Origin of the sequence: Litchfieldella xinjiangensis (genome assembly GCF_000759345.1) — a bacterium.
In the GTDB taxonomy this organism is placed as follows: Bacteria; Pseudomonadota; Gammaproteobacteria; order Pseudomonadales; family Halomonadaceae; genus Litchfieldella_A; species Litchfieldella_A xinjiangensis.
In genome coordinates this window covers 1,014,799-1,037,697 of sequence record NZ_JPZL01000001.1, presented here as the reverse complement: position 1 = coordinate 1,037,697, position 22,899 = coordinate 1,014,799, and the positions used below count along the sequence as shown (strand labels likewise).

Sequence of the window (22,899 nt, the reverse complement as noted above, 5' to 3'; positions counted from 1 at the left end):
CCAGGGAAAGGTTTCCGCAACATAGCGGTCATATTCAAAGGTAGCACTGAAACGAGGTAGCGACATGAGCATGCTTGAACGGGATATTCAGGATGTGGACCTCGAGGCGGTAGACGACGCGTTCGAAAGCGACGTGGAAGAGTCAGGCGCCAAGGAAAGCGAACAGGAATTCGAAAAGGCCGTTAGCCGCGAAGAAAATCAGTACCACCACAGTCTCGATGCTACACAGATCTACTTGAACGAAATCGGCTTTTCGCCGCTTCTGACCCCCGAGGAAGAAGTTTATTACGGCCGGCTGGCCCAAAAGGGCGACCCGGCCGGTCGGTCGCGCATGATCGAGTCGAACCTGCGCCTGGTGGTCAAGATCGCCCGCCGGTATCTCAATCGGGGATTATCGCTGCTCGACCTGATCGAAGAGGGCAATCTGGGCTTGATCCGCGCGGTGGAAAAGTTCGATCCCGAGCGCGGCTTTCGTTTCTCTACCTACGCCACCTGGTGGATACGCCAGACCATCGAACGTGCGCTGATGAACCAGACACGCACCATTCGCTTGCCTATCCATGTGGTGAAGGAACTCAACATCTACCTGCGGGCCGCACGTGAGCTGACACAGAAGCTCGATCACGAGGCGACTCCCGAGGAAATCGCTGATTACCTCGACAAGCCGGTGGCCACGGTCAAGAAGATGATGGGGCTCAATGAGCGTGTCTCGTCGGTCGATTACCCGATGGGCGGCGAGAGCGACAAGCCATTGATCGAGACCATCGCCGATGACAGCGACGTGGGCCCTGAATCCTCTCTGGTCGATGGTGACGTCAAGCAGCATGTCGACGATTGGCTGGCCGAGCTGACCGACAAGCAGATGGAAGTGGTGATCCGTCGCTTCGGGCTGCGGGGGCATGAAGCGGCGACGCTCGAAGAAGTCGGCGAGGAGATCGGCCTGACCCGCGAGCGGGTTCGCCAGATCCAGGTCGAGGCACTGAAGAAGTTGCGTCGTACACTCGAGAAGCAGGGGTTATCGCTCGACGCCATCTTCGAATAACGGCGAAAGCGACCGGTCGACTGGGTGCTTTGTACACAGTTGGCCGGCCGATTCAATCATGTTCTTTGCACGAACCGCTGGCATACTGGACGCGTACACAATCGCCAACTAAGGAATGCCCATGTCGGCTGACACTCCTTCGTCACGTCTAACGCGTTATTCCGTTTCCCTCTTGCTGGCGCTGATGCCGGCAAGCTCTGCCTTTGCTGCGGACCTGTGGACCGTCGCGCGCGATGCCTTGGATAACAACGCCACGCTCTCCTCAGCCAGGGCCGGGTTCGGTAGCGTCGAAGCGGCACGAGACGCCCAGCGCGGTACGCTGTTGCCACAGATCGGTGGCTCCGCCAATGCGGCGCACAATCGCATCTACAACAGCCAAGATTCGATACAACAATCGCTGTTCAGGCCGGGGGGGAGCGGCGACAGTGAAGACCACTACAATTCCGCCAGTCTTTCCCTGGAAGCCACGCAGGCACTCTACGACCCTTCCAACCGGGCACAGTTGGAGCAGGCCGAACGCCAGATCGGCCAGCAGTCGATGTCTGTCGAGGCCACCCGGCAGCAGATTCTCTACGAAGTCGCTGAAGCCTACTTCGAGATCCTTCGGGCCCATGACGTGCTTGCGGCACGCCGTGCCCAAGAAGCCGCCATTGTTCGTCAGCTCGAGCAGGCGCGCGAGCGTTTCGAGGTCGGTCTGGTTGCGATCACCGACGTTCACGAGGCGCAGGCGTCTTATGACCTGGCTCGCTCACAGCGCATCGCGGCTGAAGGGGCCATGCAGGTCAGTTTCGAGGCGCTGGAACGCTTGACCGGCAAGCGCTACGCTAACATCGAGGCGCTGGCCGACGAACTACCGATCGAGCCGCCCGAACCCGCCAATCGCGATACCTGGGTCGAGCTGGCCATTGAGAACAGCCCGGCGATCCGGGGCGCCGAATTCGCCGTGGAAATCGCGCGCAGTGGCATCGACGTATCGCGCGCCGGTCAGCTCCCCCTGGTCGAAGCGTTTGCCAACTACCAGTATGCCGATAGCGATCGCGATAGCCTGGAAGGCTACGATTCAAACAGCCAGATCGGCCTGCGTGCCAGCCTGCCGCTGTATACCGGCGGTTCCACCACGGCGCAGATACGCCAGAGTACGTTTGACCTGGAAGCCAGCCAGTACGATTTCGAGGCACAGCGGCGCGATACCGTTCAGCAGGTACGCTCACTGCACACCCAGGCCAATAATGCCGTCGAGACCGTCGAAGCGCGGCGCCAGGCCATCGAGTCCAACCGCAGTGCGCTGGAAGCCACCCGTTCTGGTTATGAAGTGGGCACCCGCAATATCGTCGATGTGCTGAATGCTGAGCAAAGCCTGTTCACGGCCATCGCCGATCACGCCGAAGCACGCTACGACTACGTGCTTACCTTGTTGAACCTGCGTCAACAGTCAGGCCTTCTCGATGCGCAGACGATCCAGACGGTCAACCAGTGGCTGCTCGAGAACGAGCCGGTCTCGCCGGAGCTCCCCGAGGCGCCAGAAGGCCCCGAAAGTCGGGTGACCAACATCGGCTCGCGCCCTCAGATGCCGCAGTGACGTTCTCGATGCGCTTCTAACCATGAAAACGCGCGAGTAATCGAAAATAGTTGTTCTCACTCAAGAGGTGCTCACAGCCAGGCTGGAGTGCCTCTTTTTATGGGATGATTGTGGAGACTCGTTATGGCTCGGCCGTTGATCGCCGATATCGACCTCGATGCGCTGCGTCACAACTATTGCCTGGCGCGTGACCTGGCGCTCAATAGCCAATCCCTGGCGGTGATCAAGGCTGATGCCTATGGCCACGGTGCCATTGCCTGCGCTCGGGCGCTTGCCGACCTGGCGCCTGCGTTTGGCGTGGCCTGCATCGAAGAGGCGATCGCCCTGCGGCAAGGCGGGATCGAAGCACCCATCGTGCTGCTCGAAGGGTTCTTCGAGGCGGAGGAGCTCAGTAGCATCGATACCTTGGGCCTGTGGACCACGGTACATAGCGAATGGCAGCTCGACGCGTTGCTGACGTATTCTCCCCGCCGCCCGATTGCGACCTGGCTGAAGGTCGATTCGGGCATGCATCGGCTGGGTTTCTCGCCGCAACAGGCCGAGCAGGCGTGGGCACGACTCATGGCCGCCCCCGAGCGGGTCACGGATGTGCACCTGATGAGCCACTTCGCTACGGCGGACGCGCTGAATTCCAGTTATTTCCGTCGTCAGGTGGCCGTGCTCGATACGTTGGCCGCACGTCTTGGCGCACCGACGTGTCTGGCCAACTCGCCAGCGACACTGGCCTGGCCCGAGGCGCATGGTGCCTGGAATCGCCCCGGGGTGATGCTTTATGGCAGTGATCCGCTCGAAGGGGCCAATGATGCCAGCCGACGCCTGGCTCCGGTCATGACGCTGCGCTCTGAAATCATCGCCGTCAGGGAGTTGGCCGAGGGCGAGCCGGTAGGTTATGCCGGACGCTGGCGGGCACCGCGCGACTCTCGCATCGGGGTGGTGGCGTGCGGTTATGGCGATGGCTATGACCGCCACGCGCGGGATGGCACACCCGTGCTGGTCGATGGCATTCGTGCGCCCCTGGCTGGCAAGGTATCGATGGACATGATGACAGTCGACATCACCGACCTTCCCGAGGCTGACATCGGTTCGTCGGTGGTGCTGTGGGGAAGTGGCCCGCGAGGGGGGCGGTTGCCGGTCGATGAGGTGGCCCGCTACTGCGATACCATCAGCTATACCCTGCTGACCGGGGTGCTTCCGCGGGTGCCGAGACGTTATCATGGTGGCCCGGTCGGGACGAAAAGCCCTGACACGCCCAATCACTAGAGGAGACCTGCCTCTCGCGAGGCACGCCGGCGCATGGCCAAGACCGACTATCCCCGTTCCTTTGCCCACCCCCGCTATTGGCCCACGTGGCTGTCAATCGCCCTGATGTACATCGGCGCCTGGCTTCCCTGGCGTCTCAAGCTTGCCGTGGGCAGGCTCCTCGGACTGGCGGTATGGCGTCTGTCCGGGCGTCGCCGCCACATCACCGATACCAACCTGAAACTGTGTTTCCCCGAAAAGGACCTGGAACAGCGGCGACAACTCGTACGCGATACCTTCATTGCCAATGGTATCGGGATTCTCGAGACGGCCACCGGCTGGTGCCGGGATCCCGAGCACCTGCGCCACCGGGTCACGTTCAAGGGACAGGAGCACATGGAACGTATCCAGGCCGAAGGCAAGGGCGCCTTGATCATCGGCGTGCATTTTTCGACCCTGGACCTGGGTGGGGCACTGCATTCACTGTTCTTCCCCGCCGATGTGGTGTATCGCCCCCATGACAATCCGCTGTTCGAGCGATTCATGACTCGGGCGCGTAGCCGCATCTTCGGCCAGGCCATCGACCGGCGTGACCTGCGCGGCGTCCTGCGTCGCCTGAAGACGGGACATAACGTATGGTATTCCCCCGACCAGGACTTCGGGCGTGATGCCAGCGTGTTCGCGCCGTTCTTCGGCATCGAGGCAGCCACCATCAAGCTTACCGCCAAGATCGCGCGGCTGACCGGAGCGCCGGTGCTTCCTTTCATGTTTCATCGCAATCCCGATGACCGAACCTACACGCTGGAATACCTCCCCCCGCTGGAAAACTTCCCCACTGGCGATGAGGTCGCCGATGCCACGCGCATCAATGCGTTCATCGAGCAGGCAATCCGCAAACGCCCGGAGCAGTATCTCTGGTTACATCGTCGCTTCAAGACGCGCCCCCGCGGTGAGGCGGGTTTCTACTGAGATAAGCATGGCTGGGTTACAGGCCCTAACCTAAGTTAACTTGACCCTCCCGCAGGCGAAGTCGAGGCTGAATTGAAGTTGCTTCGACCTTGGCCACGGAGGCGCCATGCTCGGGAACGTGCTGTTGTCGTTGGTGATTACCGTGATCCTCGGCGTGCTGGTCTCCAGCACGTTTGCCAGCGTGACCGTCATCGTCGCCCAAGGGTTATTCGTTATCTTCCTGGGAGGCTTCTTCTGTTCGCTATTTCGCGGACGCCGTTAAAAATCCCGCCTCGAGAAGGCGGGATTGTTGTCTATCCAATAACGCAGCCGGCGAAGGTCAGGCGTCGATACGCTTGTACTTGATCCGATGTGGCGTATCGCTGCCCACGCGCTTGCGGTGGACCTCGTCGTACTCCGTGTAGTTACCTTCGAAGAAGACGACCTGCGAATCACCCTCGAAGGCCAGGATATGCGTGGCGATACGGTCGAGGAACCAACGGTCGTGAGAGATCACCATTACGCAGCCGGGGAAGGCGAGCAGGGCGTCCTCCAGCGCGCGCAGGGTCTCTATGTCGAGATCGTTTGAGGGTTCGTCGAGCAGCAGCACGTTGGCACCCTGCTTCAGCGTCTGGGCCAGTTGCAGTCGCCCGCGCTCGCCCCCCGAGAGTTCCGACAGGTACTTCTGCTGGTCGTTGCCCTTGAAGTTGAAGCGGCCCACATAGGCGCGCGACGAGACTTCATAACCGTTGATGCTGAGGATGTCCTGGCCTTCGGAGACCGCCTGCCATACGGTCTGCTTGTCATCCAGCGCATCGCGCAGCTGTTCGACATAGGCGATATCGGCGGTCTCGCCGCGCACCACTTCGCCGCTGTCGGGCTGCTCCTGGCCGGTGATCAGCTTGAACAGGGTGGACTTGCCCGCCCCGTTGCCGCCGACCAGGCCGACGATGGCGCCCTTGGGCACGCTGAACGAGAGATCCTCATAGAGGAGCTTGTCGTCGAAGCGCTTGGTCACGTTGTGGAACTCGATGACCTTGTCGCCCAGGCGCGGACCGGGCGGGATATAGATTTCGTTGGTTTCGTTACGCTTCTGGAAGTCGCCGGATTGCATTTCCTCGAAGCGGTTGAGGCGCGCCTTGCTCTTGGCCTGGCGGCCCTTGGCATTGCTGCGTACCCACTCGAGCTCCTGCTTGATGGCTTTCTGGCGAGAGGCTTCCTGCTTGGCTTCCCGTTCGAGTCGCTTCTCCTTGGACTCGAGCCATTGTGAATAATTGCCCTCGAAGGGGATGCCATGGCCCCGGTCGAGTTCGAGGATCCAGCCGGCGACGTTGTCCAGGAAGTAGCGGTCGTGGGTGATGGCCACTACGGTGCCGGAGTAGTCGTGCAGGAAGCGCTCCAGCCAGGCGACCGACTCGGCATCGAGGTGGTTGGTCGGCTCATCGAGCAGCAGCATGTCGGGGTTGGACAGCAGCAGGCGACACAGGGCCACGCGGCGACGTTCACCGCCCGAGAGGTTGCCGACACGTGCATCCCAGGGCGGGAGACGCAGGGCCTCGGCGGCCACGTTGAGCTTGCGCTCGAGGTTATGGGCGTCAGAGGCCTCGATCAGATTCTCGAGCCTGGCCTGTTCGCTGGCCAGGGCATCGAAATCCGCGTCAGGTTCGGCGTAGGCTGCATATACGGCATCCAGCTTTTCCTGGGCCTGCTTGATCTCGGTAAGGGATTCCTCGACGGTTTCACGGACGTTCTTGTCATCGTCGAGTTCAGGTTCCTGGGGCAGGTAACCGACGTTGATGCCCGGCATCGGACGGGCTTCGCCCTCGTACTCGGTATCCACACCCGCCATGATTCTCAGCAGGGTGGACTTACCCGCCCCGTTGAGACCCAGTACGCCGATCTTGGCACCCGGGAAGAAGGAGAGCGAGATATCCTTGAGAATCTCGCGCTTGGGGGGCACGACCTTGCCCACCCGGTTCATGGTGTAGACGTATTGCGCCATGGGCATCCACTTGGGTTGAGGGGTTTAGGTGGACACCGATGATAGTGGCGGACCCGCCGAAAGGCCAGTCCGCCCATTCGTTACCTGCGCACTGACGAGTCAGTAATCCTCGTCATCCTCGTCGTCCATGTCGAGAAGCCAATCATCTTCGATGGCGCGCTTCAGTCGACGTTCCTCGAGCAGGGCTTCGACCTGGCGGCGTGCCTTGAGCGTGTCGGCGCGGCTGCTTGGGCGGCTACGCGTGTACTGCTCATCGTTGACGGCGTCGAAGAAGTCCTGCTCATCATCGAGTGAGTCTTCGACCAGATTCTTTTGGCTCATGCGATTGCCTCCCATGACCCTGGAGAGGCAAGACCATGCTTGCTCCCCGGACGGACGTTACACCCTGTATTTCAGGCGCGTTCGAGGTTCGGACTCGCCTGCTAGGGCGCCTACAGGCACCGGGCGGTGACTGACGCGCTCCTTATAGCGTCAGTTGCGGGTCGTGGCAATAGGCGAGGCGCAGTATTTTCAGGGAGAGGTGTTACGCAGCCGTTCGAGCTCCATTTGAGCTTCGACACGTTCGGTGACGTCCTTCTGCACACCGATGAAATAGGTGAGCTGATCGGCATCGTCGTAGACGGGCGTGATGGAAAGTTCGTTATAGAACAGGGTCCCATCCTTGCGATAGTTGCGCAGCACCTCACGGCAGGGGCGTCCTTCGCTCAAGGCCTGGCTTATCGTCCGCAGCCCGGGTTGGTCACGGTCGCCCTGTTGCAGGAAGCGACAATCCTGATAGAGGATCTCGTCGGTGCTGTAACCGGTGAGGCGCTCGAAGCCCTGGTTCACGTAAATGAGGATGTTGTCGTCACCCTCCTGTTCGGCGATCACGATGCCATCTTCGGAGGCATCGACGATGCGTTCCAGCAGTTCGGGACTGATCATGGGCGGTCTTTTCATACGCGAGTTTCCTATCGATGCCTCATTCATCACGGGGCTCGTGCCCCCGTTACCATGACTCCCGCCATGATATCAGTCACTAGGCCGTGAATATCGCCTCATCATGGCGAGGCGGCCGCTTAATTTCAACGCATTGCACGCTTTTGGTTCAGGTCTCCACCTCGGGGAGGTAATGCGAGCAGAGTGCGGCCGCCAGGGCGATGGCGGCCAGCACCGCCAGCAACGCGGAGGTTCCCAGCCATTGGGCCAGCCCACCGAGTATTCCGCCTACGACCAGCATCAGAACGCCGGTAAGCGTATTGGATATGGCGACATAGAGTGCGCGGTTCTCGTCCCCTGCCATATCCACCACGTAGGTCTTGCGGCCCAGGCGCACACCGGCATGGGCGATGACCAGGGCGGCGTAGGCGATGGCATAGGGCCACATGGTGGCGCTCCAACTGGCTGGCAACCAGGCGATCCCTGCCGCCAGCAGGCAGCACACGGCGGCCCCCAGTCCCGCGTCGCGCATCACCTGGCGGCTCGAAGCGTCGGCACGCTTGCCCCAGATCGGGTTCGCCAGCATCCCACCGAGCCCCGACACCACGATCAGAATACCCAGCCCGCCCAGCTCGTCGCCGCTCTGCTGCTGGCCGAGCAGAGCGATGAAAGGCAGTGCCAGGGCGCTGGATAGCAGCAGTGCCCGGGCCAGGTTGAAATGCAGGAAATGGCGGTCGTCACGAAGCAGGACCAGCCCATATTTGACGCTACTCCAGGCGTTCTGTCCGCCCTTGACGGCCCCGGGCGCTTCTTCGATGCGCGCTGCCAGAAGGGCATTGAGCAGCCAGCCGAACGCTGCGATCAACAGTAGAATGGCTAGAGCCAGCTGACCCGGGCGATCGTCGAAGACCAGCAGTACCAGCCCGGCCAGCAACGTCACCCCGCCTGCGACACTGGCGCTCCAGCCCATCAGCGTGCCGCGTCGCCGCTTGGCAATGGTCTTGCCCATGACATCCTTGGTGGCGACCGACGAAAGGCCGCGGGCCAATGACAGGCCTGTCAGGGCCAGCAGTACCAGGGCGCCTCCCAGCGTGCCGCTGCCCGATAATGCCAGCAGGGCGAGAGCCAGCGCGGCAATGGCCTGGACAACCGCACCGACAACCCATGTCCACTTGCGCCGCGGCTGAAGCCGGATGAAGCCGGCGACGAAAATCTGCGGCAATAGGGCGCCTGCTTCTCGAATCGGTACCAGCATGCCGACCATCCATACCGGTGCCCCGATCACGCCAAGCAGCCACGGTAGTACCAGGCGCGCATTGGATAGCTCATCGGCCAGCTTGTTACCCAATGCGGCGATCAAATGGCGGACGAAATTGCGTGGCTGGACCCGACAAGCCTCGTCGGGGATGTCCTTGCAAAGGCGGGTGTCCTCATCGCCGGTCATCCATTCATAGAGTCGTGACTGGCTGACTGGGGCCGGGGGCATGGATTTCTCCTCATCGCCGCTCGCCTCATCGTAGCGGCTTGTTATCATGGGTCGACATCGTTAAGGGAAACGACGGCATGGCACGAGTTCGCATCCATTATTGCACGCAATGCCAATGGCTTCTGCGTGCCGGCTGGTACGCTCAGGAACTACTTTCCACTTTCGGCGAATCGCTCGAGGAGGTGGCCCTGGTCCCTAGCCACGGCGGATATTTCGAAGTCTTCTACGATGACGATTCGCTGTGGGAGCGCAAGCGCGATGGCGGCTTCCCCGATATCAAGACGCTGAAGCAGCGCGTACGCGATCGGCTCGACCCCGAGCGCGACCTGGGGCATATCGACCGCTGACTGGCCGAATGTTCGCCTCAGGCTGACCGAATGTCGCTGCCTAAGGCCGTGGTGGGTAAGCGAAGCGTCTTTTTCAGGGATGAAAAAGCCGAGCGTCCAGGGATGGATTCATAGCGTCTTCGCGTCCCATTACGGCCTTCCTTCGATACGCATGGGCTAAAACACCGGGTCGAAAGAGAACCCATGACAAGGAGAACACATGACACAGGAACGCCAGGCGATGCTCTGCGGCCTGGGCGCGGTGGCCTTGTGGTCGACGGTCGCCACGGCCTTCAAGGTGGCCTTGGGCTATATGTCGCCGGTGGAGCTGATGTGGATCGCCGCGTTGGTTTCCTGGGCCTTGATGGGTGGGCTCATGGTGCGTCAGGGGCTGCTGAGCGATGCGCTGCGCCGGGGTTGGCGAACGGCGGCCTGGGCGGGCCTGATGAATCCGGTGGGTTACTACCTGGTGCTGTTTGCCGCCTACGATCGGTTGCCGGGGCAGGAGGCCATGGCGCTGAATTACACCTGGGCGCTGGCGATGGCGTTCCTGGCCGTGCCGCTGCTGGGCCAACGCCTGACGCGGATCGACATCGTCGCAGGATTGATCGCCTATGCCGGGGTATGGGTCATCGCCACGCGGGGCCAGGTGTTGAATGTCAATTTCGCCGATCCGTTTGGCGTAGTGCTGGCATTGGCATCGACCCTGCTGTGGGCGCTCTATTGGTTGCTCAACGCGCGGGATTCGCGCCCACCCCTGGTAGCGCAGTGGCAGAACTTTACTGTCGGACTGCCGATACTCACGGCGATCGTGGCGTTCGGCCCCGGCTTCACCTGGTATGGCTGGGCGGGGCTCGGCTCAGGTATCTACGTTGGGCTGTTTGAAATGGGGATCGCGTTCATTCTGTGGCAACTGGCCGTACAACGCATTTCGCGTACCGCGCGTGTCGCCAACCTCATTTTCCTGTCGCCTCCGGTATCGCTGCTGTTGCTTTATCTGATAGTCGGCGAGCCGATTTTGCCATCGACGCTGGTGGGTCTGGTGCTGATTCTCGGTGGGCTGGGTTTGCAGCAGCGTCAGAAGGCACCGCCACCGGTCAGTCAATCCGACGTCACCGACACCTCGGTATGACGCGCCAGCAACGATTCGAGTTCAGGCCAAATGTTTTCCAGGATGATGGGCTGGGCATCGGCGGTAGGATGGATGCCATCGTCCTGCATCAATGTGGTCTCCAGGGCGATGTCTTCGAGAATGAAGGGGACCAGGGGAACCTCGTATTCTTCGGCAAGCTGCGTGTAGGTGCTACGAAAGGCGTCCCGATACGCCTGGCCATAGTTGGGCGGGATATCGATGCCCAGCAGCAGCACCTGAGCGCCCGCATCGAGGCTTTCCTCGATCATGCTGGCCAGGTTGGCCCGCATCTGACGGGGCGGCAGGCCGCGCAGGCCATCGTTGCCCCCGAGTTCCAATAGCACCAACTCGGGTTCATGCTGTCGTAACAGGTCGGGTAGGCGCGACGCGCCACCGGATGTGGTTTCGCCGCTTATGCTGGCATTGATCACCCGAACCTTGCCGTCCAGGCGTTGCTCGAGCAAGTGGACCCAGCCCAGCTCCTGCTCGATGCCATACGCTGCGCTCAGGCTGTCCCCCATCACGAGCAGGGTGGGTCGCTCGTCCGCCTGGGCCGGAAGCGTCAGACAGAGCAACATCAGGCTCATCAGGCTCATCAGGCACGCCAGCCAACGCCGTGCAGCCCAAGGCTGCGGGCTTTCAGGAAAATGCAGGTACATAGGGATTCCTTTCATCATGTCCGACTCCTCACGACTCGACTCAGCTCCGATTCTACACGCACAGGGCCTGGCCAAGCAGGTCGCCAGTGGCGATCGGCAATTGACCATCCTGAGTGAACTGGCCCTCTCGGTATTCCCAGGGGAAACGGTGGCCATTCTCGGCGCCAGTGGCGCCGGCAAGTCGACCCTGCTGGGCCTGCTGGCTGGGCTGGATGCCCCAAGTAGCGGCGAACTGACCTTGTTCGGGGAGTCGCTGGCCGCGTTGGATGAGGATGGTCGCGCCCGTCTGAGGGCCGGCCGCGTCGGCTTCGTGTTCCAGAATTTCCAGCTATTGCCGACCCTGACCGCACTCGAGAATGTCCTGTTGCCCCTGGAACTCTCCCCATTGCCCGATAGCGAAACCCGGGGGCGCGACTGGCTGGGCCGAGTCGGGCTCGCCGAGCGGCTCGATCACTTGCCCAAGCAACTATCGGGCGGGGAGCAGCAGCGGGTCGCGCTGGCACGAGCCTTCGTGACCTCACCACAGCTTGTCTTTGCCGACGAGCCTACCGGCAATCTCGATCATGCCACCGGTAACCGTATCATCGAGCTACTCTTCGATCTCAACCGCGAAGCCGGAACCACTCTGGTGCTGGTCACCCATGACTTTGCCCTGGCGCGTCGATGCGACCGTTGCCTGCGACTCGATGCGGGCCGCCTCGTCGAGATGCAACAGGACGAGGTGCAGGCATGACCGAGTTGACACGTACCGGTAGCGATGGCATCGCCTCACAGGGCGCGGCATCCGGCGTGCTGCGCTGGGTATCGCTATCCTGGCGCGGGCTACGCCGTGACCTGAGGGCCCCAGACGTTCGTGCGCTGTTCGTGGCCCTGGCCCTTGCCGTGGCTGCAGCCACCATGATCGGTTTCTTTCTCGACCGGCTCGAGCGCGGCCTGGAGCGCCAGGCCGGGCAGTTGATGGGCGGTGATCTCGTCCTCGAGCAGTCGGAGCCGTTTAACGAAAGCGTGCGGCAGGAACTCGAGGATGCCGGCCTCACGCTCAGCGACCAGGTCGATCTGATCTCGATGGTCAGTCGTGACGGTGCGTTTCAGCCAGCGAGCCTCAAGGTGGTGGATGATCGCTACCCGCTTTACGGGGAAGTACGCGTGAGACGTGGCGATGAACCCGAAATGCTTGCGCATGGCCCTGCGCCCGGTGAGGTGTGGCTAGCGCCCCGCCTGGCCCAGATACTCGACGTATCCATGGGGGAGCCGGTTCGCGTGGGGGAGGCCGAGCTCACCGTGGGCGGGGTAATCGAGCGAGAGCCGGATCAATCCGCCGGTTTCAGCAGCTTCAATCCTCGCCTGATGATGCATATCGATGATCTCGAAACCACGGGGCTGGTACAGCCCGGTTCACGGGTCGAATTCGAGCTGTTGGCAGCCGGCCCGCCCGAGGCCGTAGCCAGCCTTGAGAGTCGCTTGGAGCAGCTGCGCCGAGATGGTGTCGAGGTACGTGATGTGCGCGTCGACCGCCCCGGGCTTGGCCGCTCGCTGGAGCGAGCCGAGAAGTATCTGAGCCTTTCCGGCCTGGCCGCAGTGCTGCTTGCCGGTGTAGCGGTGGCCATGGCCACACGTCGCTATGTCGACCGTCACCTGGATACGGCTGCGCTGTTGCGCTGTTTTGGCGCTTCCCAGGCGCAGCTGACGCGGCTCTTCGCGTTACAGCTGTTATGGCTGGCGCTGGCGGCCTCGGCCGTCGGGGCATTTCTCGGCTTGGCCGGTCAGGCGGTTCTGTTGGCTCTACTCACGCGCTTTCTTTCGCTGGAGTTGCCGCCGCCGGGACTCTTGCCGTTGTGGCTGGGTATTCTCACTGCGCTTGCAGTGCTGGTCGGCTTTGCCGGACCTACATTGCTGCGCCTGAAGCGTGTAAGTGCGCTCAAGGTACTGCGTCGCGAGCTGGACCCGCTGCCGGCCTCGGCGTGGCTGGTGGTAGCCGTGGCCAGCCTGGTGTTCGGTGGCCTGCTGTGGCTCTACTCCGGTGACCTGACGCTCTCCTTCGGGCTGCTCGGTGGGGGACTGGTCATGCTGGCGGTCCTGTGGGGCCTGGGCTGGCTGATGTTGGCGGGCGTGTTGCGGCTGGTAGCCAAGTTACCGAGCCACAATGAGGGAGGGGGCAGCGTCAACCGGCAGGCGTTACGCCTGGGCGCGCGCCAGCTGGCCCGGCGCCGGCAGGCCAGCCTGGGGCAGATGCTGGCATTCTCGGTGACCTTTGCCGCCATGGCCATGATCGCCTTGGTACGTGGCGACCTGCTGGATACCTGGCAGGCGCAACTTCCCGAGGATACCCCCAACTACTTCGCCATCAATATCCAGCCCGGCGAACGTGATGCCTTCGTCGACACGCTGGAAGGCGCCGCCGATGAACTGACCTCGCTCTACCCGATGGTTCGCGGACGCATCACTGCCATCAATGGGCAGGAACCCCGCGAGGCCGTGCCGGCCGAAGCTCAAGGCGAAAATGCCCTGCGTCGCGAGCTCAACCTGACCTGGCGCGAAACCGTGCCCGAGGGCAACCGAGTCGTCGAAGGGCAGTGGTTCGATACCCTCGAGTCCGAGCAGCAGGCAGGCCAGGGCTGGTACGGCGAAGTGGCGGCCGAAGGCGAACCCCGCGTGCCGATTTCCGTCGAGGATGGCCTGGCGAAGAGGCTCGGACTGGGGCTGGGCGATACCATGAGTTTCACCATCGGCGGGCAGGAAATCACCGGCGAGATTGCCAGCTTGCGCAATCTGGACTGGGATAGCTTTCGTCCCAACTTCTTCGTGATCTTTCCGCCCGACGTGCTCGAGCGCTTCGGGCATAGCTATATCACTGCCTTCTATCTGCCTGACGAGGAGAGCGATACCTTGCAGCAATTGGTGGAGAACTTCCCCGGGGTATCGCTGTTGAATGTCGAGGCGATCCTCGAGCGGGTACGTGACCTGCTGGCGCATGTCACACGAGCGGTGGAATTCGTGCTGGGATTCGTTTTGTTGGCGGGAGTCAGTGTGCTCTATGCCGCGCTTACCGCCAGCCGACCGGTCCGGGCCCATGAGGGCGCACTGTTGCGCGTCTTCGGGGCCGGCAATCGGCTCATCTCTCGCACCCAATGGGCCGAATTCGCCCTGCTTGGGCTGGCCAGCGGCCTGATGGGCGCCTTGTTGGCCGAACTCGCCGCCGCCGGCATCTATCTTGGCTGGCTCGATCTCCCGCCGCGAATCCATTGGGGACTATGGCTTGCCTTGCCGTTCGGAGGGGCGCTTTTGATCGGAGCGATCGGCCATTTGCTGTCGCGTGGTGTGCGCCGCGAAGCACCAGTGAAGAGCCTGGGATTATTGGGAGAAACCTGATGGAAAAGGCTGAGTACCGTGCCACTCGGTTAAACCGAGAGTAATCAAGAGCTTCAGCCTTTTGTCTGTTTTAGTGACATAACGTTACAAGTTGTCTTGACGGTGTGTCTGTTCTGTCCGAAACCAGTAGTAGCCCTGAAGCTGCAAGGGGCTACGAGGCGTCCTCATAGAAGGCGCTAGCAGGGAGATCAGGATTGAAGGGACACAATGAAGATACTTATCGTGGGGAACCTCGGTTACGTCGGCCCGGTGGTGGTACGCCACCTGGCCGAACGTTTCCCCGAGGCTGTCATCGATGGCTACGACAACGCCTATTTCGCTCAATGTCTTAGCGGCCCTTGCGAGGCGCCGGAACGCTATCTGACCCGGCAATACTACGGCGATGTTCGGCTGTTGCCCGACGGCTTTCTCGACGGATACAGCGCTGTGGTCCAGTTGGCGGCCGTTTCCAACGACCCCATGGGACATCGCTTCGAATCGGTAACCCGCCAGATCAACGAACAGGCCACGGTGTCGCTGGCTAATGCTGCCTCAGTGGCAGGTGTTCGTAACTTCGTCTTCGCCTCCAGTTGCAGCATCTATGGCGTAGCGCTGGAGGGCGCTCGGAGCGAAACCGACCCCGTAGCACCCGTTACGGCGTACGCACACTCCAAGGTGGAAGCGGAGCGATCCCTGGCCAGTATCGACAGTGACATGGTGATCACCAGCCTGCGCTTTGCCACGGCCTGTGGCATGTCCCCCCGTCTACGGCTGGATCTCGTACTCAATGATTTCGTGGCCTGTGCGCTGAGTCAGCAGCGTATCACGGTGCTCAGTGATGGTTCCCCATGGCGCCCACTCATCGACGTCCAGGACATGGCCAGGGCCATCGAATGGGCGATCCAGCGTCCTGCAGAGCAGGGAGGACGCACTCTCAGCGTCAATACGGGAACGAACGCTCGCAATCATCAAGTCCGTGATCTTGCCTATGCCGTGGCCGATGCCGTGCCGGGCACGTCGGTCTGCATCAATCATGAGGCCCCGGCGGATAGCCGATCCTATCAGGTTAACTTCGACCTTTTTGCCGATCTGGCGCCCGGCTACCAGCCAACGATGACGCTCCAGGATTCGATCCAGGGGCTGATCGATGGGTTACAGAAAATGGATTTCAGGGATAGCGACTTCCGTTCTTCTGCCTGGATGAGACTGCATGTGCTGCAACGCCATATCGATGAAAGGCGCCTGGATGAACAGCTGAGCTGGATCTAGGCAAGGACAAGAATAGTGACAGGGGAGGCAGTCATGAAGGTGGTTATATTTGCCGGCGGGTTCGGTACTCGGCTCAGTGAAGAAACCTCGATAAGACCCAAGCCTATGGTGGAGGTCGGTGGCCGACCCATCATGTGGCACATCATGAAGATGTATGCCCACCACGGCTTCAGTGATTTCATCGTCCTGGGCGGCTACAAGGTCGACTTCATCAGGGATTATTTCATCAATTACCGCAATCGCTGTACCGATTACACCATCGACCTGAAGACAGGGGCGATCGATTGGTTACAGAGCTCCGGCGAGGACTGGAAGGTGACGGTACTCGATACCGGTGCCGACGCCATGACCGGCGGCCGGTTGAAGAAAGCCATGCCGCTGTTGACCGGAGGCACCTTCTGCCTGACCTACGGCGATGGGGTCAGTGATATCGATATCGGCGCGTTGATCGAGACGCATACGAGCAGTGACAACTGGTGCACCCTGACGGCGGTCTCGCAACCCGGACGATACGGGGCGTTGAATCTGGAAGAAGGTGCGCCAAAAGTCATGGGGTTCCGTGAAAAGGGAGCGACTGATGGCGGCCTGATCAATGGCGGCTTCTTCGTCTGCGAGCCCGAAGTGTTCGAGCTCATCGACAATGCGCAGACCACCTGGGAAAACGAACCCATGCAGCGCATGGTCGATCTGGGGAAGCTGGGATACTACCGCCACGACGGTTACTGGCAAAGCATGGATTCCCTGCGCGACAAGATGGTGCTGGAGGCAGCGTGGGCCGAAGGGGCCCCCTGGAAACGTTGGGCTGACTGATGCAACCGATCGCCGAGGGAAACTATGTTAATTGTCGATAATGCCCTGGCCAGACGGCACGCGAATGACGATCCGATCCGGGTTGGTCTGGTGGGGGCCGGGTTTCAAGGCAAGGGAATCGCCTTGCAGTGCTTGACGGCCATGCTCGGGATGCGCTTGTGCATAGTAGCCAATCGTCACCTACAAGCGGCCGTCGAGGCGTATACGCAGGCAGACATTCAGCCGACGGTGTGTAACACACAGGCCGAGATCGAGCATGCCATTAGGCTAGGGCAGCCCGCCGTGACGGAAGATGCCTTGGCCATGGCGCGCGCAGAGGGACTGGATGTCATCATCGAGGTCACGGGGTCGGTCGAATTCGCCGCCCAGGCGGTGCTGGCTGCGATCGAAAGCGGCAAGCACGTGGTCCACATGAATGCCGAACTGGATGGCACCGTGGGCACTATTCTCAAGGCCAAGGCCGATGCCCATGGTGTCATCTACAGTTTCTCCGATGGGGATCAGCCTGGCGTACAGATGAACCTTCACCGCTTCGTCTCGGGATTGGGGGTTGAGCCCGTATTGTGCGGCAACATCAAGGGGCTGCATGATCCCTATCGCAATCCGACGACCCAGGAGGCCTTTGCCAAGCGCTGGGGGCAGAAGCCCGCCATGGTCGCCTCGTTTGCCGACGGTACCAAGATCTCCTTCGAGCAGGCCATCGTGGCCAATGGCACGGGCATGCACGTTGCCCGGCGCGGAATGTTGGGGATCGACTTTTCCGGCCAGCAGCCCGATGCCCCGCTGGTTCCCATCGAAGAGGCAGCTCAGGCATTCGAGCCGTATCTCGAGCAAACGACAACCGGGCTTGTGGATTATGTCGTCGGCGCCCGGCCGGGGCCTGGCGTCTTCGTCCTGGGCAAGATGGAGGATCCTCGAAAGCGCCATTACCTGGAACTCTACAAGATGGGGAAGGGGCCCTATTACTGCTTTTACACTCCTTATCATCTGTGCCATTTCGAAGTGCCCAACTCGGTGGCACGTGCTGTCTTGTTCAATGATGCCGTGTTGGCGCCACGCGCCGAAGGTCCTTACGTGGGCGTCGTTGCCATTGCCAAGAAAGACCTGGCCCCTGGTGAGGAAATCCAGGCGTTTGGCGGTTATGAGGTCTACGGTGTCGCGGAAAACATGCCAGCGATACGAGATGAAGCCCTGCTACCCATCGGTCTTGCCATCGGAGCGCGACTCATCAGGCCAGTAAAGAAGGACACGGCTTTGACCTTCGATGATGTGAAGTTCCCCGAGGGACGGCTGATCGACCGCCTGTATCGCGAGCAGGAAAGCCAAGCTGCTGCGAATCGACCCTCCACCCCGCTACTTGACGAAATGGGCCCCTGATGATTTTTCATTCGACGTTATTGGAAGACGCCTGGTTGATTGAACTCGAAGCACGGGGGGACGAGCGAGGCTCGTTTGCCCGGACCTTCTGCACCGAGGAATTCGGCTTGCATGGATTGGAAACCGTTTATCCTCAGCAGAATACGTCGTTTTCCAAACAGCGAGGAACGCTGCGAGGCTTTCACTATCAGCAGGCACCCCATGAAGAAGCCAAGTTGATACGCTGTATCCGGGGAAAGATCCTGGATGTCATCGTCGACCTGCGCCCAGCATCCAGAACCTACATGCACCATCAGGGATTCGAGCTGACCCAAGACAACCGCCATCAGCTTTACGTGCCTGCAGGATTCGCGCACGGTTTCCAGACGCTAAGTGATGATGTCGAAGTCAGCTATCTCGTTTCTTCCCCCTATTTCCCGGCCTCGGAGCGAGGGGTGCGCTACGACGATCCGGCCCTGGGCGTCGAATGGCCTTTGCCGGTCAGCGTGATATCCCAGAAGGATGAAGCCTGGCCGTTGCTTGGCCATGAGGCTGGTTCACGCTAATCATATACGAGCCATAGTGGATGACATCAGGCATCGGGGAGCTCGCTCGCTGGCCTGATGTTGCCCGTCACGGGCTCTTTTGTCTGGCTATCATCGGGAACGAGCGGGACATCAGCGGATTGCCGCACAGGGGAGAAATAGAGGCTTTCAATAATGGCGGAAAATACGGTCCAGGATTTTCTATATTCTCTTTTGAATAAGAACTTGGTGGCGAGTTTCCCATTTCTAAATAGTTCAACAAGGAACCTGGGATAAACCTTGTGCTTTTTCGATATGAAGATCTTGTTTCTGATGTGGTGTCGATATAAAGGGATACGTGAGGGGTTGGTTTCCTTGTTGATGTTGATGGGCCCAAGATCCTGGCGTAAATGTATTACCTTGCTTGCACCTACCATATATCCCGGTGAATCTCGTGAAACCCTCATGGTGTATTCCGTGTCCTCTCCCCAAATGAACATTTCCGAGAAAGGCACCCCATAATCGTCCAATGTCTTGCGCGGAACCAGTATGGAGACGAAGGTGGCTTGCTGAACGGGGACCAGGCCATGAGCCAGGGTGGCCGGCCAGTTGCGGTAGCCGATGGTATTGCATAGCGGGCTGATATTCGGGGTATTGGTAATGATGCCGCGCTCGGTATATGCCGTAGAAAGCAGGTAGCTTCGTGCCAGCCCCATGTCGGACAGTGTCTCATTGGCATCGAGCAACCGCTGTAGGGCGTCAGGCTCGGGAAGCACATCGTCGTCCATCATCCAGACAAAATCCGCCCCTCGCTGGTAGCCGAGACGAAAGCCGACATTGAACCCCCCGGAGGCACCGACATTCTTCGCCAGACGATAAATGTTACGGGGAGCGAGGCCAAGGCCTCTCAGCATGTCTTGTGTGCCATCCTGGCTGGCATTATCGATAACGAGGATCTCGTCGCAGGGGCGGGTTTGCGATTGGATGGCTTCGAGGCACCGCCTGAGAAGCTCCTTGCGATTATAGGTGAGGACAACGGCATGGATTTTATTCATGAACTTCTCGCACGGATAAGCATCGGCGACCAGAAAGCGTTCTCAGCGATGACGAGTTGGATTATATTTAAGATATGTTTTTTGTTTAGTTTTGTTAAGTTGAATTTCCTCCCTCGCATTGCATGAGGCGCATGGGAAGAAAGAGTAACCATGATGACGTTTTGCACGTCCAGCACAGTCTTCGCCTCATGTGCCGGCTCGCAGGCGTATCGATCCTGCAGGAGATGAGTGAATGAAATACAGGCGGTGTATGGCCATGCTGGGCGTGATGCTGGGGCTGCCTTTCATGGCAGTGGACGCGATAGAGGCTAGCCCCGAACGTCTGGAGTCCGACCTGCGCGAGGCGTTTGGAACGCATGGATCGCTCAGCATCGGCGAGCTCTCCTCGCCCAGACTGTCCCTGGGCCAACGTGCCGTGGCCGAGGCGCTCGTCTTCGATAGTGGCGAAGGCGAGCGTGTGTCGATCGACCGTTACACGGTTCGTGGCGATTACGACGCCCCCGATGCCGTGACGATCGAAGGCCTGCGCGTCGAGGATGACCTGACCGGGCTGACCGTGGTCGATATCGCGAGCCTGACCTTCGAATCGCCCTCGCATGCCGTGTTTCCGCTGCACGACACGTCATCGACCTCGTCATGGCAGGCCGAGGGGCTCACGCTCGACTCCCTGGCCCTCGATCTGACCTCCGAGATAGCCAAGAGCGGCATTGGCGACACCCCCATGGCCGGTAGCCGTGGGCGGCTCAAGGTCGCGCGCATCGAAGGCAGTGATCTCGCCGAGAATCGGGTGGGCTCGCTGGTCTTCCACGATCTTGCGGGGGAGGGCCAAGCGCTCGGTGAGTTGGGATCAGGATATTTCCGTCTGGCATCGCTTTCGATTACCGATGCCCATGACCTCGATGACGAAGCCACAGCCAGGGTCGGTGAGCTGCTTATGAAGAGTCTCCAGGTCGAGGCCGACCGCCTGGTGGGGCGTCTCGACTCGCTACGCCTGGATGGCAACATGGAAGATGGTGAGGGTGGGCTATGGCTCGATGCGCTGTATCTGGATCTCAATCGCATGATCGAGATGGCTCCCCCTGCCGAGCGCGCACAGCTACGTATGGTGAGCAATGTATTGACCGGCAGCAGTGGGGAGCTTGCCCTTGACGCCGCCTTTACCGGTCGCTGGCAGCCCGAAGGCGGCGCCTATCGTCTCGTCACCGAGAGCCTGATCGATATCACCGATGCCGTGCGCCTGGGGTTCGATATGGATCTGCCGGTTGAGATTCCCTCGGGTGTCGAGCCCTCGACGTACCTGGCCGGGCTGGACGATGTCGAGACGTTGACACTGCTGGGCGGGGACGTGGTGCTGCGCCTCGAGGAGCTCGGGCTGTTTCGCCGCATCGCGCCGGTGGGTGCGGCCATGGCCGGGGTCACCGAGCAGCACTATATCGAACAGGCACGGACCCAGGCGCGGGGCTTCGGCATGATGCTCGGCAGGGAGGTGCAGACGGTACTCTTGGCCCTGGTCGACATGCTGGCAGGGCAGGTCAGCGAAATGACGGTCTCGGCGAGCCTGCCCGCCGAGAGCGATCTGGGAACCTATCGCGACGATCCATTGGCCTTGCCGCAACGCCTCCAGTTGCAGGTCGAAACCCGCTGACGATGCGCCCAACGGCACGCTTCAGTCTCGCTAAACTCAGAGTGAGAAATTCTCGCCTTTGCAATGACCGCCTTTCATGTGAAAGGCGGGGAGGGCTGGGGTATGATTGTGGCTTCGATTTTCCCGTGATTTCGAGGATCCCCTCCGATGTTCAGCCGTGACATGCAGATCGCCGGTTTCGATGACGCCCTGTTCGATGCGATGCAGAAGGAAGTCGCTCGTCAGGAAGCGCACATCGAGCTGATCGCCTCCGAGAACTACGCCAGCCCGCGGGTCATGGAAGCCCAAGGTACCCAGCTGACCAACAAGTACGCGGAAGGCTACCCAGGCAAGCGCTATTATGGCGGCTGCGAACACGTCGACGTGGTTGAACAGTTGGCCATCGATTACGCCAAGCAGCTGTTCGATGCTACCTATGCCAATGTCCAGCCGCACTCCGGCTCTCAGGCCAACGGGGCGGTATTCCAGGCCTTGGTCAAGCCGGGCGATACCGTTCTCGGCATGAGCCTGGATGCCGGCGGCCACTTGACCCACGGCGCCAAGCCCAACTTCTCGGGCAAGCACTACAATGCCGTGCAGTACGGCATCGATGAGAGCGGTCGCATCGATTATGACGAGGTGGCGCGCCTGGCGCGGGAAAGTCAGCCGAAGATGATCGTCGCGGGCTTCTCGGCCTATTCCCAGATCATCGACTGGGCCAAGTTCCGGGAGATCGCCGATGAAGTGGGCGCCTACCTGCTGGTCGACATGGCCCACATCGCGGGCCTGGTTGCCACCGGCCACTACCCCAGCCCGCTGCAGCACGCACATGTGGTAACAACCACGACGCACAAGACGCTGCGCGGCCCGCGCGGGGGGCTGATCCTGTCCGCCGAGGGCGATGCCGATATCGAGAAGAAGCTTCAATCGGCGGTATTCCCGGGGGGCCAGGGTGGCCCGCTGATGCACGTGATCGCGGCCAAGGCGGTGTGTTTCAAGGAAGCCATGGCGCCGGAGTTCAAGACCTACCAGGGCCAGGTGGTAAAGAACGCCCAGGCCATGGCCAGCGTCTTCATCGAACGCGGCTATGACGTCGTCTCCGGCGGCACCGAAGATCACCTGTTCCTGCTGTCCTTGATCAAGCAGGGGCTGACCGGTAAGGATGCGGACGCCGCGTTGGGTCGTGCCCACATTACTGTAAACAAGAATGCGGTACCCGGCGACCCGCAGAGCCCGTTCGTCACCTCGGGACTGCGTATCGGCACGCCGGCCGTGACCACCCGCGGCTTTGGCGAAACCGAATGCCGCGACCTGGCCGGCTGGATCTGCGACATTCTCGACGCCATGGCCAAGGGCGATTCCGCCACGGCCGAAGCCGACGTCAAGGCCAAGGTCGAAACCGTCTGCGCCCGCTTCCCGGTTTATCGTGGCTGACCGCGACCGTAGTTGTCCGCTTGCTAGTACACGCCCCGGCCTTGCCGGGGCGTTTTCGTCATGGGATAGGGCGGGATCCGCCACTAATGCACCAAGGCGGTGCGCGGCAGGCGTGGCGTCTCGCGATGCGCGGCTCCCATGCGGCGTG

At 61.0% G+C, this 22,899-nt stretch carries 21 protein-coding genes; 15 read left to right on the top strand and 6 right to left on the bottom strand.

From position 1 onward, the window contains the following. Positions 1–64 precede the first annotated feature (64 nt). From rpoS to JH15_RS18030, 5 genes are all read left to right on the top strand, one after another. Positions 65–1,042, top strand: coding sequence for an RNA polymerase sigma factor RpoS (gene rpoS, locus JH15_RS04835; RefSeq protein WP_043527516.1), 978 nt, complete (start codon positions 65–67; stop codon positions 1,040–1,042). A gap of 121 nt (positions 1,043–1,163) precedes the next feature. Further along, positions 1,164–2,621 (top strand): TolC family outer membrane protein, encoded by a 1,458-nt coding sequence (locus JH15_RS04830; protein ID WP_043527513.1) that lies wholly within the window; start codon positions 1,164–1,166, stop codon positions 2,619–2,621. Between the two features lie 123 nt (positions 2,622–2,744). After that, complete coding sequence (alr, locus tag JH15_RS04825) at positions 2,745–3,881, top strand: alanine racemase (protein ID WP_052383898.1); 1,137 nt, start codon at positions 2,745–2,747, stop codon at positions 3,879–3,881. A gap of 33 nt (positions 3,882–3,914) precedes the next feature. Next, on the top strand, positions 3,915–4,829 hold the full coding sequence (lpxL, locus tag JH15_RS04820; RefSeq protein WP_043527511.1) for an LpxL/LpxP family Kdo(2)-lipid IV(A) lauroyl/palmitoleoyl acyltransferase: 915 nt from the start codon (positions 3,915–3,917) through the stop codon (positions 4,827–4,829). A 106-nt stretch (positions 4,830–4,935) separates the two neighbouring features. Further along, entirely contained in the window at positions 4,936–5,091 is a 156-nt protein-coding gene (locus tag JH15_RS18030) for a DUF1328 domain-containing protein (protein WP_156105246.1), read from the top strand. A gap of 57 nt (positions 5,092–5,148) precedes the next feature. Here the strand turns inward: JH15_RS18030 and ettA are convergent, their stop codons facing one another. From ettA to JH15_RS04800, 4 genes are all read right to left on the bottom strand, one after another. Then, positions 5,149–6,810, bottom strand: coding sequence for an energy-dependent translational throttle protein EttA (gene ettA / locus JH15_RS04815; RefSeq protein ID WP_043527508.1), 1,662 nt, complete (start codon positions 6,808–6,810; stop codon positions 5,149–5,151). 99 nt (positions 6,811–6,909) lie between these two features. Next, a complete protein-coding gene (locus tag JH15_RS04810) occupies positions 6,910–7,131 on the bottom strand; it encodes a PA3496 family putative envelope integrity protein (protein WP_231566370.1) in 222 nt (73 codons plus the stop codon). Positions 7,132–7,320: 189 nt separating this feature from the next. Continuing rightward, positions 7,321–7,749, bottom strand: coding sequence for a PAS domain-containing protein (locus JH15_RS04805; protein ID WP_043527503.1), 429 nt, complete (start codon positions 7,747–7,749; stop codon positions 7,321–7,323). A 148-nt stretch (positions 7,750–7,897) separates the two neighbouring features. Continuing rightward, positions 7,898–9,214: an MFS transporter gene (locus JH15_RS04800; protein WP_043528846.1), complete on the bottom strand. Its 1,317-nt coding sequence runs from the start codon at positions 9,212–9,214 to the stop codon at positions 7,898–7,900. A gap of 77 nt (positions 9,215–9,291) precedes the next feature. On the opposite strand from JH15_RS04800, the gene JH15_RS04795 reads away from it, so the two are divergent. Both JH15_RS04795 and JH15_RS04790 read left to right on the top strand, forming a co-directional pair. Then, entirely contained in the window at positions 9,292–9,561 is a 270-nt protein-coding gene (locus JH15_RS04795) for an Rdx family protein (RefSeq protein WP_043527500.1), read from the top strand. A gap of 199 nt (positions 9,562–9,760) precedes the next feature. Continuing rightward, on the top strand, positions 9,761–10,672 hold the full coding sequence (locus tag JH15_RS04790; protein ID WP_043527498.1) for a DMT family transporter: 912 nt from the start codon (positions 9,761–9,763) through the stop codon (positions 10,670–10,672). Here the strand turns inward: JH15_RS04790 and JH15_RS04785 are convergent. Continuing rightward, the gene (locus JH15_RS04785) at positions 10,642–11,259 is read right to left on the bottom strand and encodes an arylesterase (protein ID WP_422730552.1); all 618 of its coding nucleotides are present in this window, start codon (positions 11,257–11,259) and stop codon (positions 10,642–10,644) included. The two genes, JH15_RS04790 and JH15_RS04785, sit on opposite strands and share 31 nt — an antisense overlap. Before the next feature lie 88 nt (positions 11,260–11,347). On the opposite strand from JH15_RS04785, the gene JH15_RS04780 reads away from it, so the two are divergent. The 6 genes from JH15_RS04780 to rfbC all read left to right on the top strand — a co-directional run bounded on the left by JH15_RS04780 (position 11,348) and on the right by rfbC (position 18,680). Then, the gene (locus tag JH15_RS04780; protein WP_043527496.1) at positions 11,348–12,064 is read left to right on the top strand and encodes an ABC transporter ATP-binding protein; all 717 of its coding nucleotides are present in this window, start codon (positions 11,348–11,350) and stop codon (positions 12,062–12,064) included. Next, a complete protein-coding gene (locus JH15_RS04775) occupies positions 12,061–14,700 on the top strand; it encodes an ABC transporter permease (RefSeq protein WP_081948887.1) in 2,640 nt (879 codons plus the stop codon). The genes JH15_RS04780 and JH15_RS04775 overlap by 4 nt, the downstream gene beginning before the upstream one ends. A gap of 207 nt (positions 14,701–14,907) precedes the next feature. Beyond that, positions 14,908–15,948, top strand: a complete 1,041-nt coding sequence (locus JH15_RS04770) for an NAD-dependent epimerase/dehydratase family protein (RefSeq protein WP_043527494.1) — start codon at positions 14,908–14,910, stop codon at positions 15,946–15,948. 33 nt (positions 15,949–15,981) lie between these two features. After that, a complete protein-coding gene (gene rfbF / locus JH15_RS04765; protein WP_043527492.1) occupies positions 15,982–16,758 on the top strand; it encodes a glucose-1-phosphate cytidylyltransferase in 777 nt (258 codons plus the stop codon). Between the two features lie 24 nt (positions 16,759–16,782). After that, entirely contained in the window at positions 16,783–18,135 is a 1,353-nt protein-coding gene (locus JH15_RS04760) for an NAD(P)H-dependent oxidoreductase (RefSeq protein ID WP_043527489.1), read from the top strand. Then, on the top strand, positions 18,135–18,680 hold the full coding sequence (gene rfbC, locus JH15_RS04755) for a dTDP-4-dehydrorhamnose 3,5-epimerase (RefSeq protein ID WP_043527487.1): 546 nt from the start codon (positions 18,135–18,137) through the stop codon (positions 18,678–18,680). Before JH15_RS04760 ends, rfbC begins: the two co-directional genes overlap by 1 nt. Positions 18,681–18,706: 26 nt before the next feature. Here rfbC and JH15_RS04750 read toward each other — a convergent pair whose 3' ends face one another. After that, positions 18,707–19,693: a glycosyltransferase family 2 protein gene (locus JH15_RS04750; RefSeq protein WP_081948885.1), complete on the bottom strand. Its 987-nt coding sequence runs from the start codon at positions 19,691–19,693 to the stop codon at positions 18,707–18,709. A 232-nt stretch (positions 19,694–19,925) separates the two neighbouring features. Here JH15_RS04750 and JH15_RS04745 point away from each other — a divergent pair, with 232 nt between their 5' ends. Together JH15_RS04745 and glyA are read left to right on the top strand one after the other, a co-directional pair. Beyond that, a complete protein-coding gene (locus JH15_RS04745; protein WP_043527485.1) occupies positions 19,926–21,338 on the top strand; it encodes a hypothetical protein in 1,413 nt (470 codons plus the stop codon). 147 nt (positions 21,339–21,485) lie between these two features. After that, positions 21,486–22,751: a serine hydroxymethyltransferase gene (gene glyA, locus JH15_RS04740; RefSeq protein ID WP_043527483.1), complete on the top strand. Its 1,266-nt coding sequence runs from the start codon at positions 21,486–21,488 to the stop codon at positions 22,749–22,751. The last annotated feature ends 148 nt before the right edge of the window (positions 22,752–22,899 follow it).

Coding starts and splice junctions, on each gene's coding strand:
- rpoS (WP_043527516.1), top strand. CDS start 65: ATGAGCATGCTTGAACGGGATATTCAGGATGTGGACCTCGAGGCGGTA.
- JH15_RS04830 (WP_043527513.1), top strand. CDS start 1,164: ATGTCGGCTGACACTCCTTCGTCACGTCTAACGCGTTATTCCGTTTCC.
- alr (WP_052383898.1), top strand. CDS start 2,745: ATGGCTCGGCCGTTGATCGCCGATATCGACCTCGATGCGCTGCGTCAC.
- lpxL (WP_043527511.1), top strand. CDS start 3,915: ATGGCCAAGACCGACTATCCCCGTTCCTTTGCCCACCCCCGCTATTGG.
- JH15_RS18030 (WP_156105246.1), top strand. CDS start 4,936: ATGCTCGGGAACGTGCTGTTGTCGTTGGTGATTACCGTGATCCTCGGC.
- ettA (WP_043527508.1), bottom strand. CDS start 6,810: ATGGCGCAATACGTCTACACCATGAACCGGGTGGGCAAGGTCGTGCCC.
- JH15_RS04810 (WP_231566370.1), bottom strand. CDS start 7,131: ATGAGCCAAAAGAATCTGGTCGAAGACTCACTCGATGATGAGCAGGAC.
- JH15_RS04805 (WP_043527503.1), bottom strand. CDS start 7,749: ATGAAAAGACCGCCCATGATCAGTCCCGAACTGCTGGAACGCATCGTC.
- JH15_RS04800 (WP_043528846.1), bottom strand. CDS start 9,214: ATGCCCCCGGCCCCAGTCAGCCAGTCACGACTCTATGAATGGATGACC.
- JH15_RS04795 (WP_043527500.1), top strand. CDS start 9,292: ATGGCACGAGTTCGCATCCATTATTGCACGCAATGCCAATGGCTTCTG.
- JH15_RS04790 (WP_043527498.1), top strand. CDS start 9,761: ATGACACAGGAACGCCAGGCGATGCTCTGCGGCCTGGGCGCGGTGGCC.
- JH15_RS04785 (WP_422730552.1), bottom strand. CDS start 11,259: ATGAGCCTGATGTTGCTCTGTCTGACGCTTCCGGCCCAGGCGGACGAG.
- JH15_RS04780 (WP_043527496.1), top strand. CDS start 11,348: ATGTCCGACTCCTCACGACTCGACTCAGCTCCGATTCTACACGCACAG.
- JH15_RS04775 (WP_081948887.1), top strand. CDS start 12,061: ATGACCGAGTTGACACGTACCGGTAGCGATGGCATCGCCTCACAGGGC.
- JH15_RS04770 (WP_043527494.1), top strand. CDS start 14,908: ATGAAGATACTTATCGTGGGGAACCTCGGTTACGTCGGCCCGGTGGTG.
- rfbF (WP_043527492.1), top strand. CDS start 15,982: ATGAAGGTGGTTATATTTGCCGGCGGGTTCGGTACTCGGCTCAGTGAA.
- JH15_RS04760 (WP_043527489.1), top strand. CDS start 16,783: ATGTTAATTGTCGATAATGCCCTGGCCAGACGGCACGCGAATGACGAT.
- rfbC (WP_043527487.1), top strand. CDS start 18,135: ATGATTTTTCATTCGACGTTATTGGAAGACGCCTGGTTGATTGAACTC.
- JH15_RS04750 (WP_081948885.1), bottom strand. CDS start 19,693: ATGAATAAAATCCATGCCGTTGTCCTCACCTATAATCGCAAGGAGCTT.
- JH15_RS04745 (WP_043527485.1), top strand. CDS start 19,926: ATGAAATACAGGCGGTGTATGGCCATGCTGGGCGTGATGCTGGGGCTG.
- glyA (WP_043527483.1), top strand. CDS start 21,486: ATGTTCAGCCGTGACATGCAGATCGCCGGTTTCGATGACGCCCTGTTC.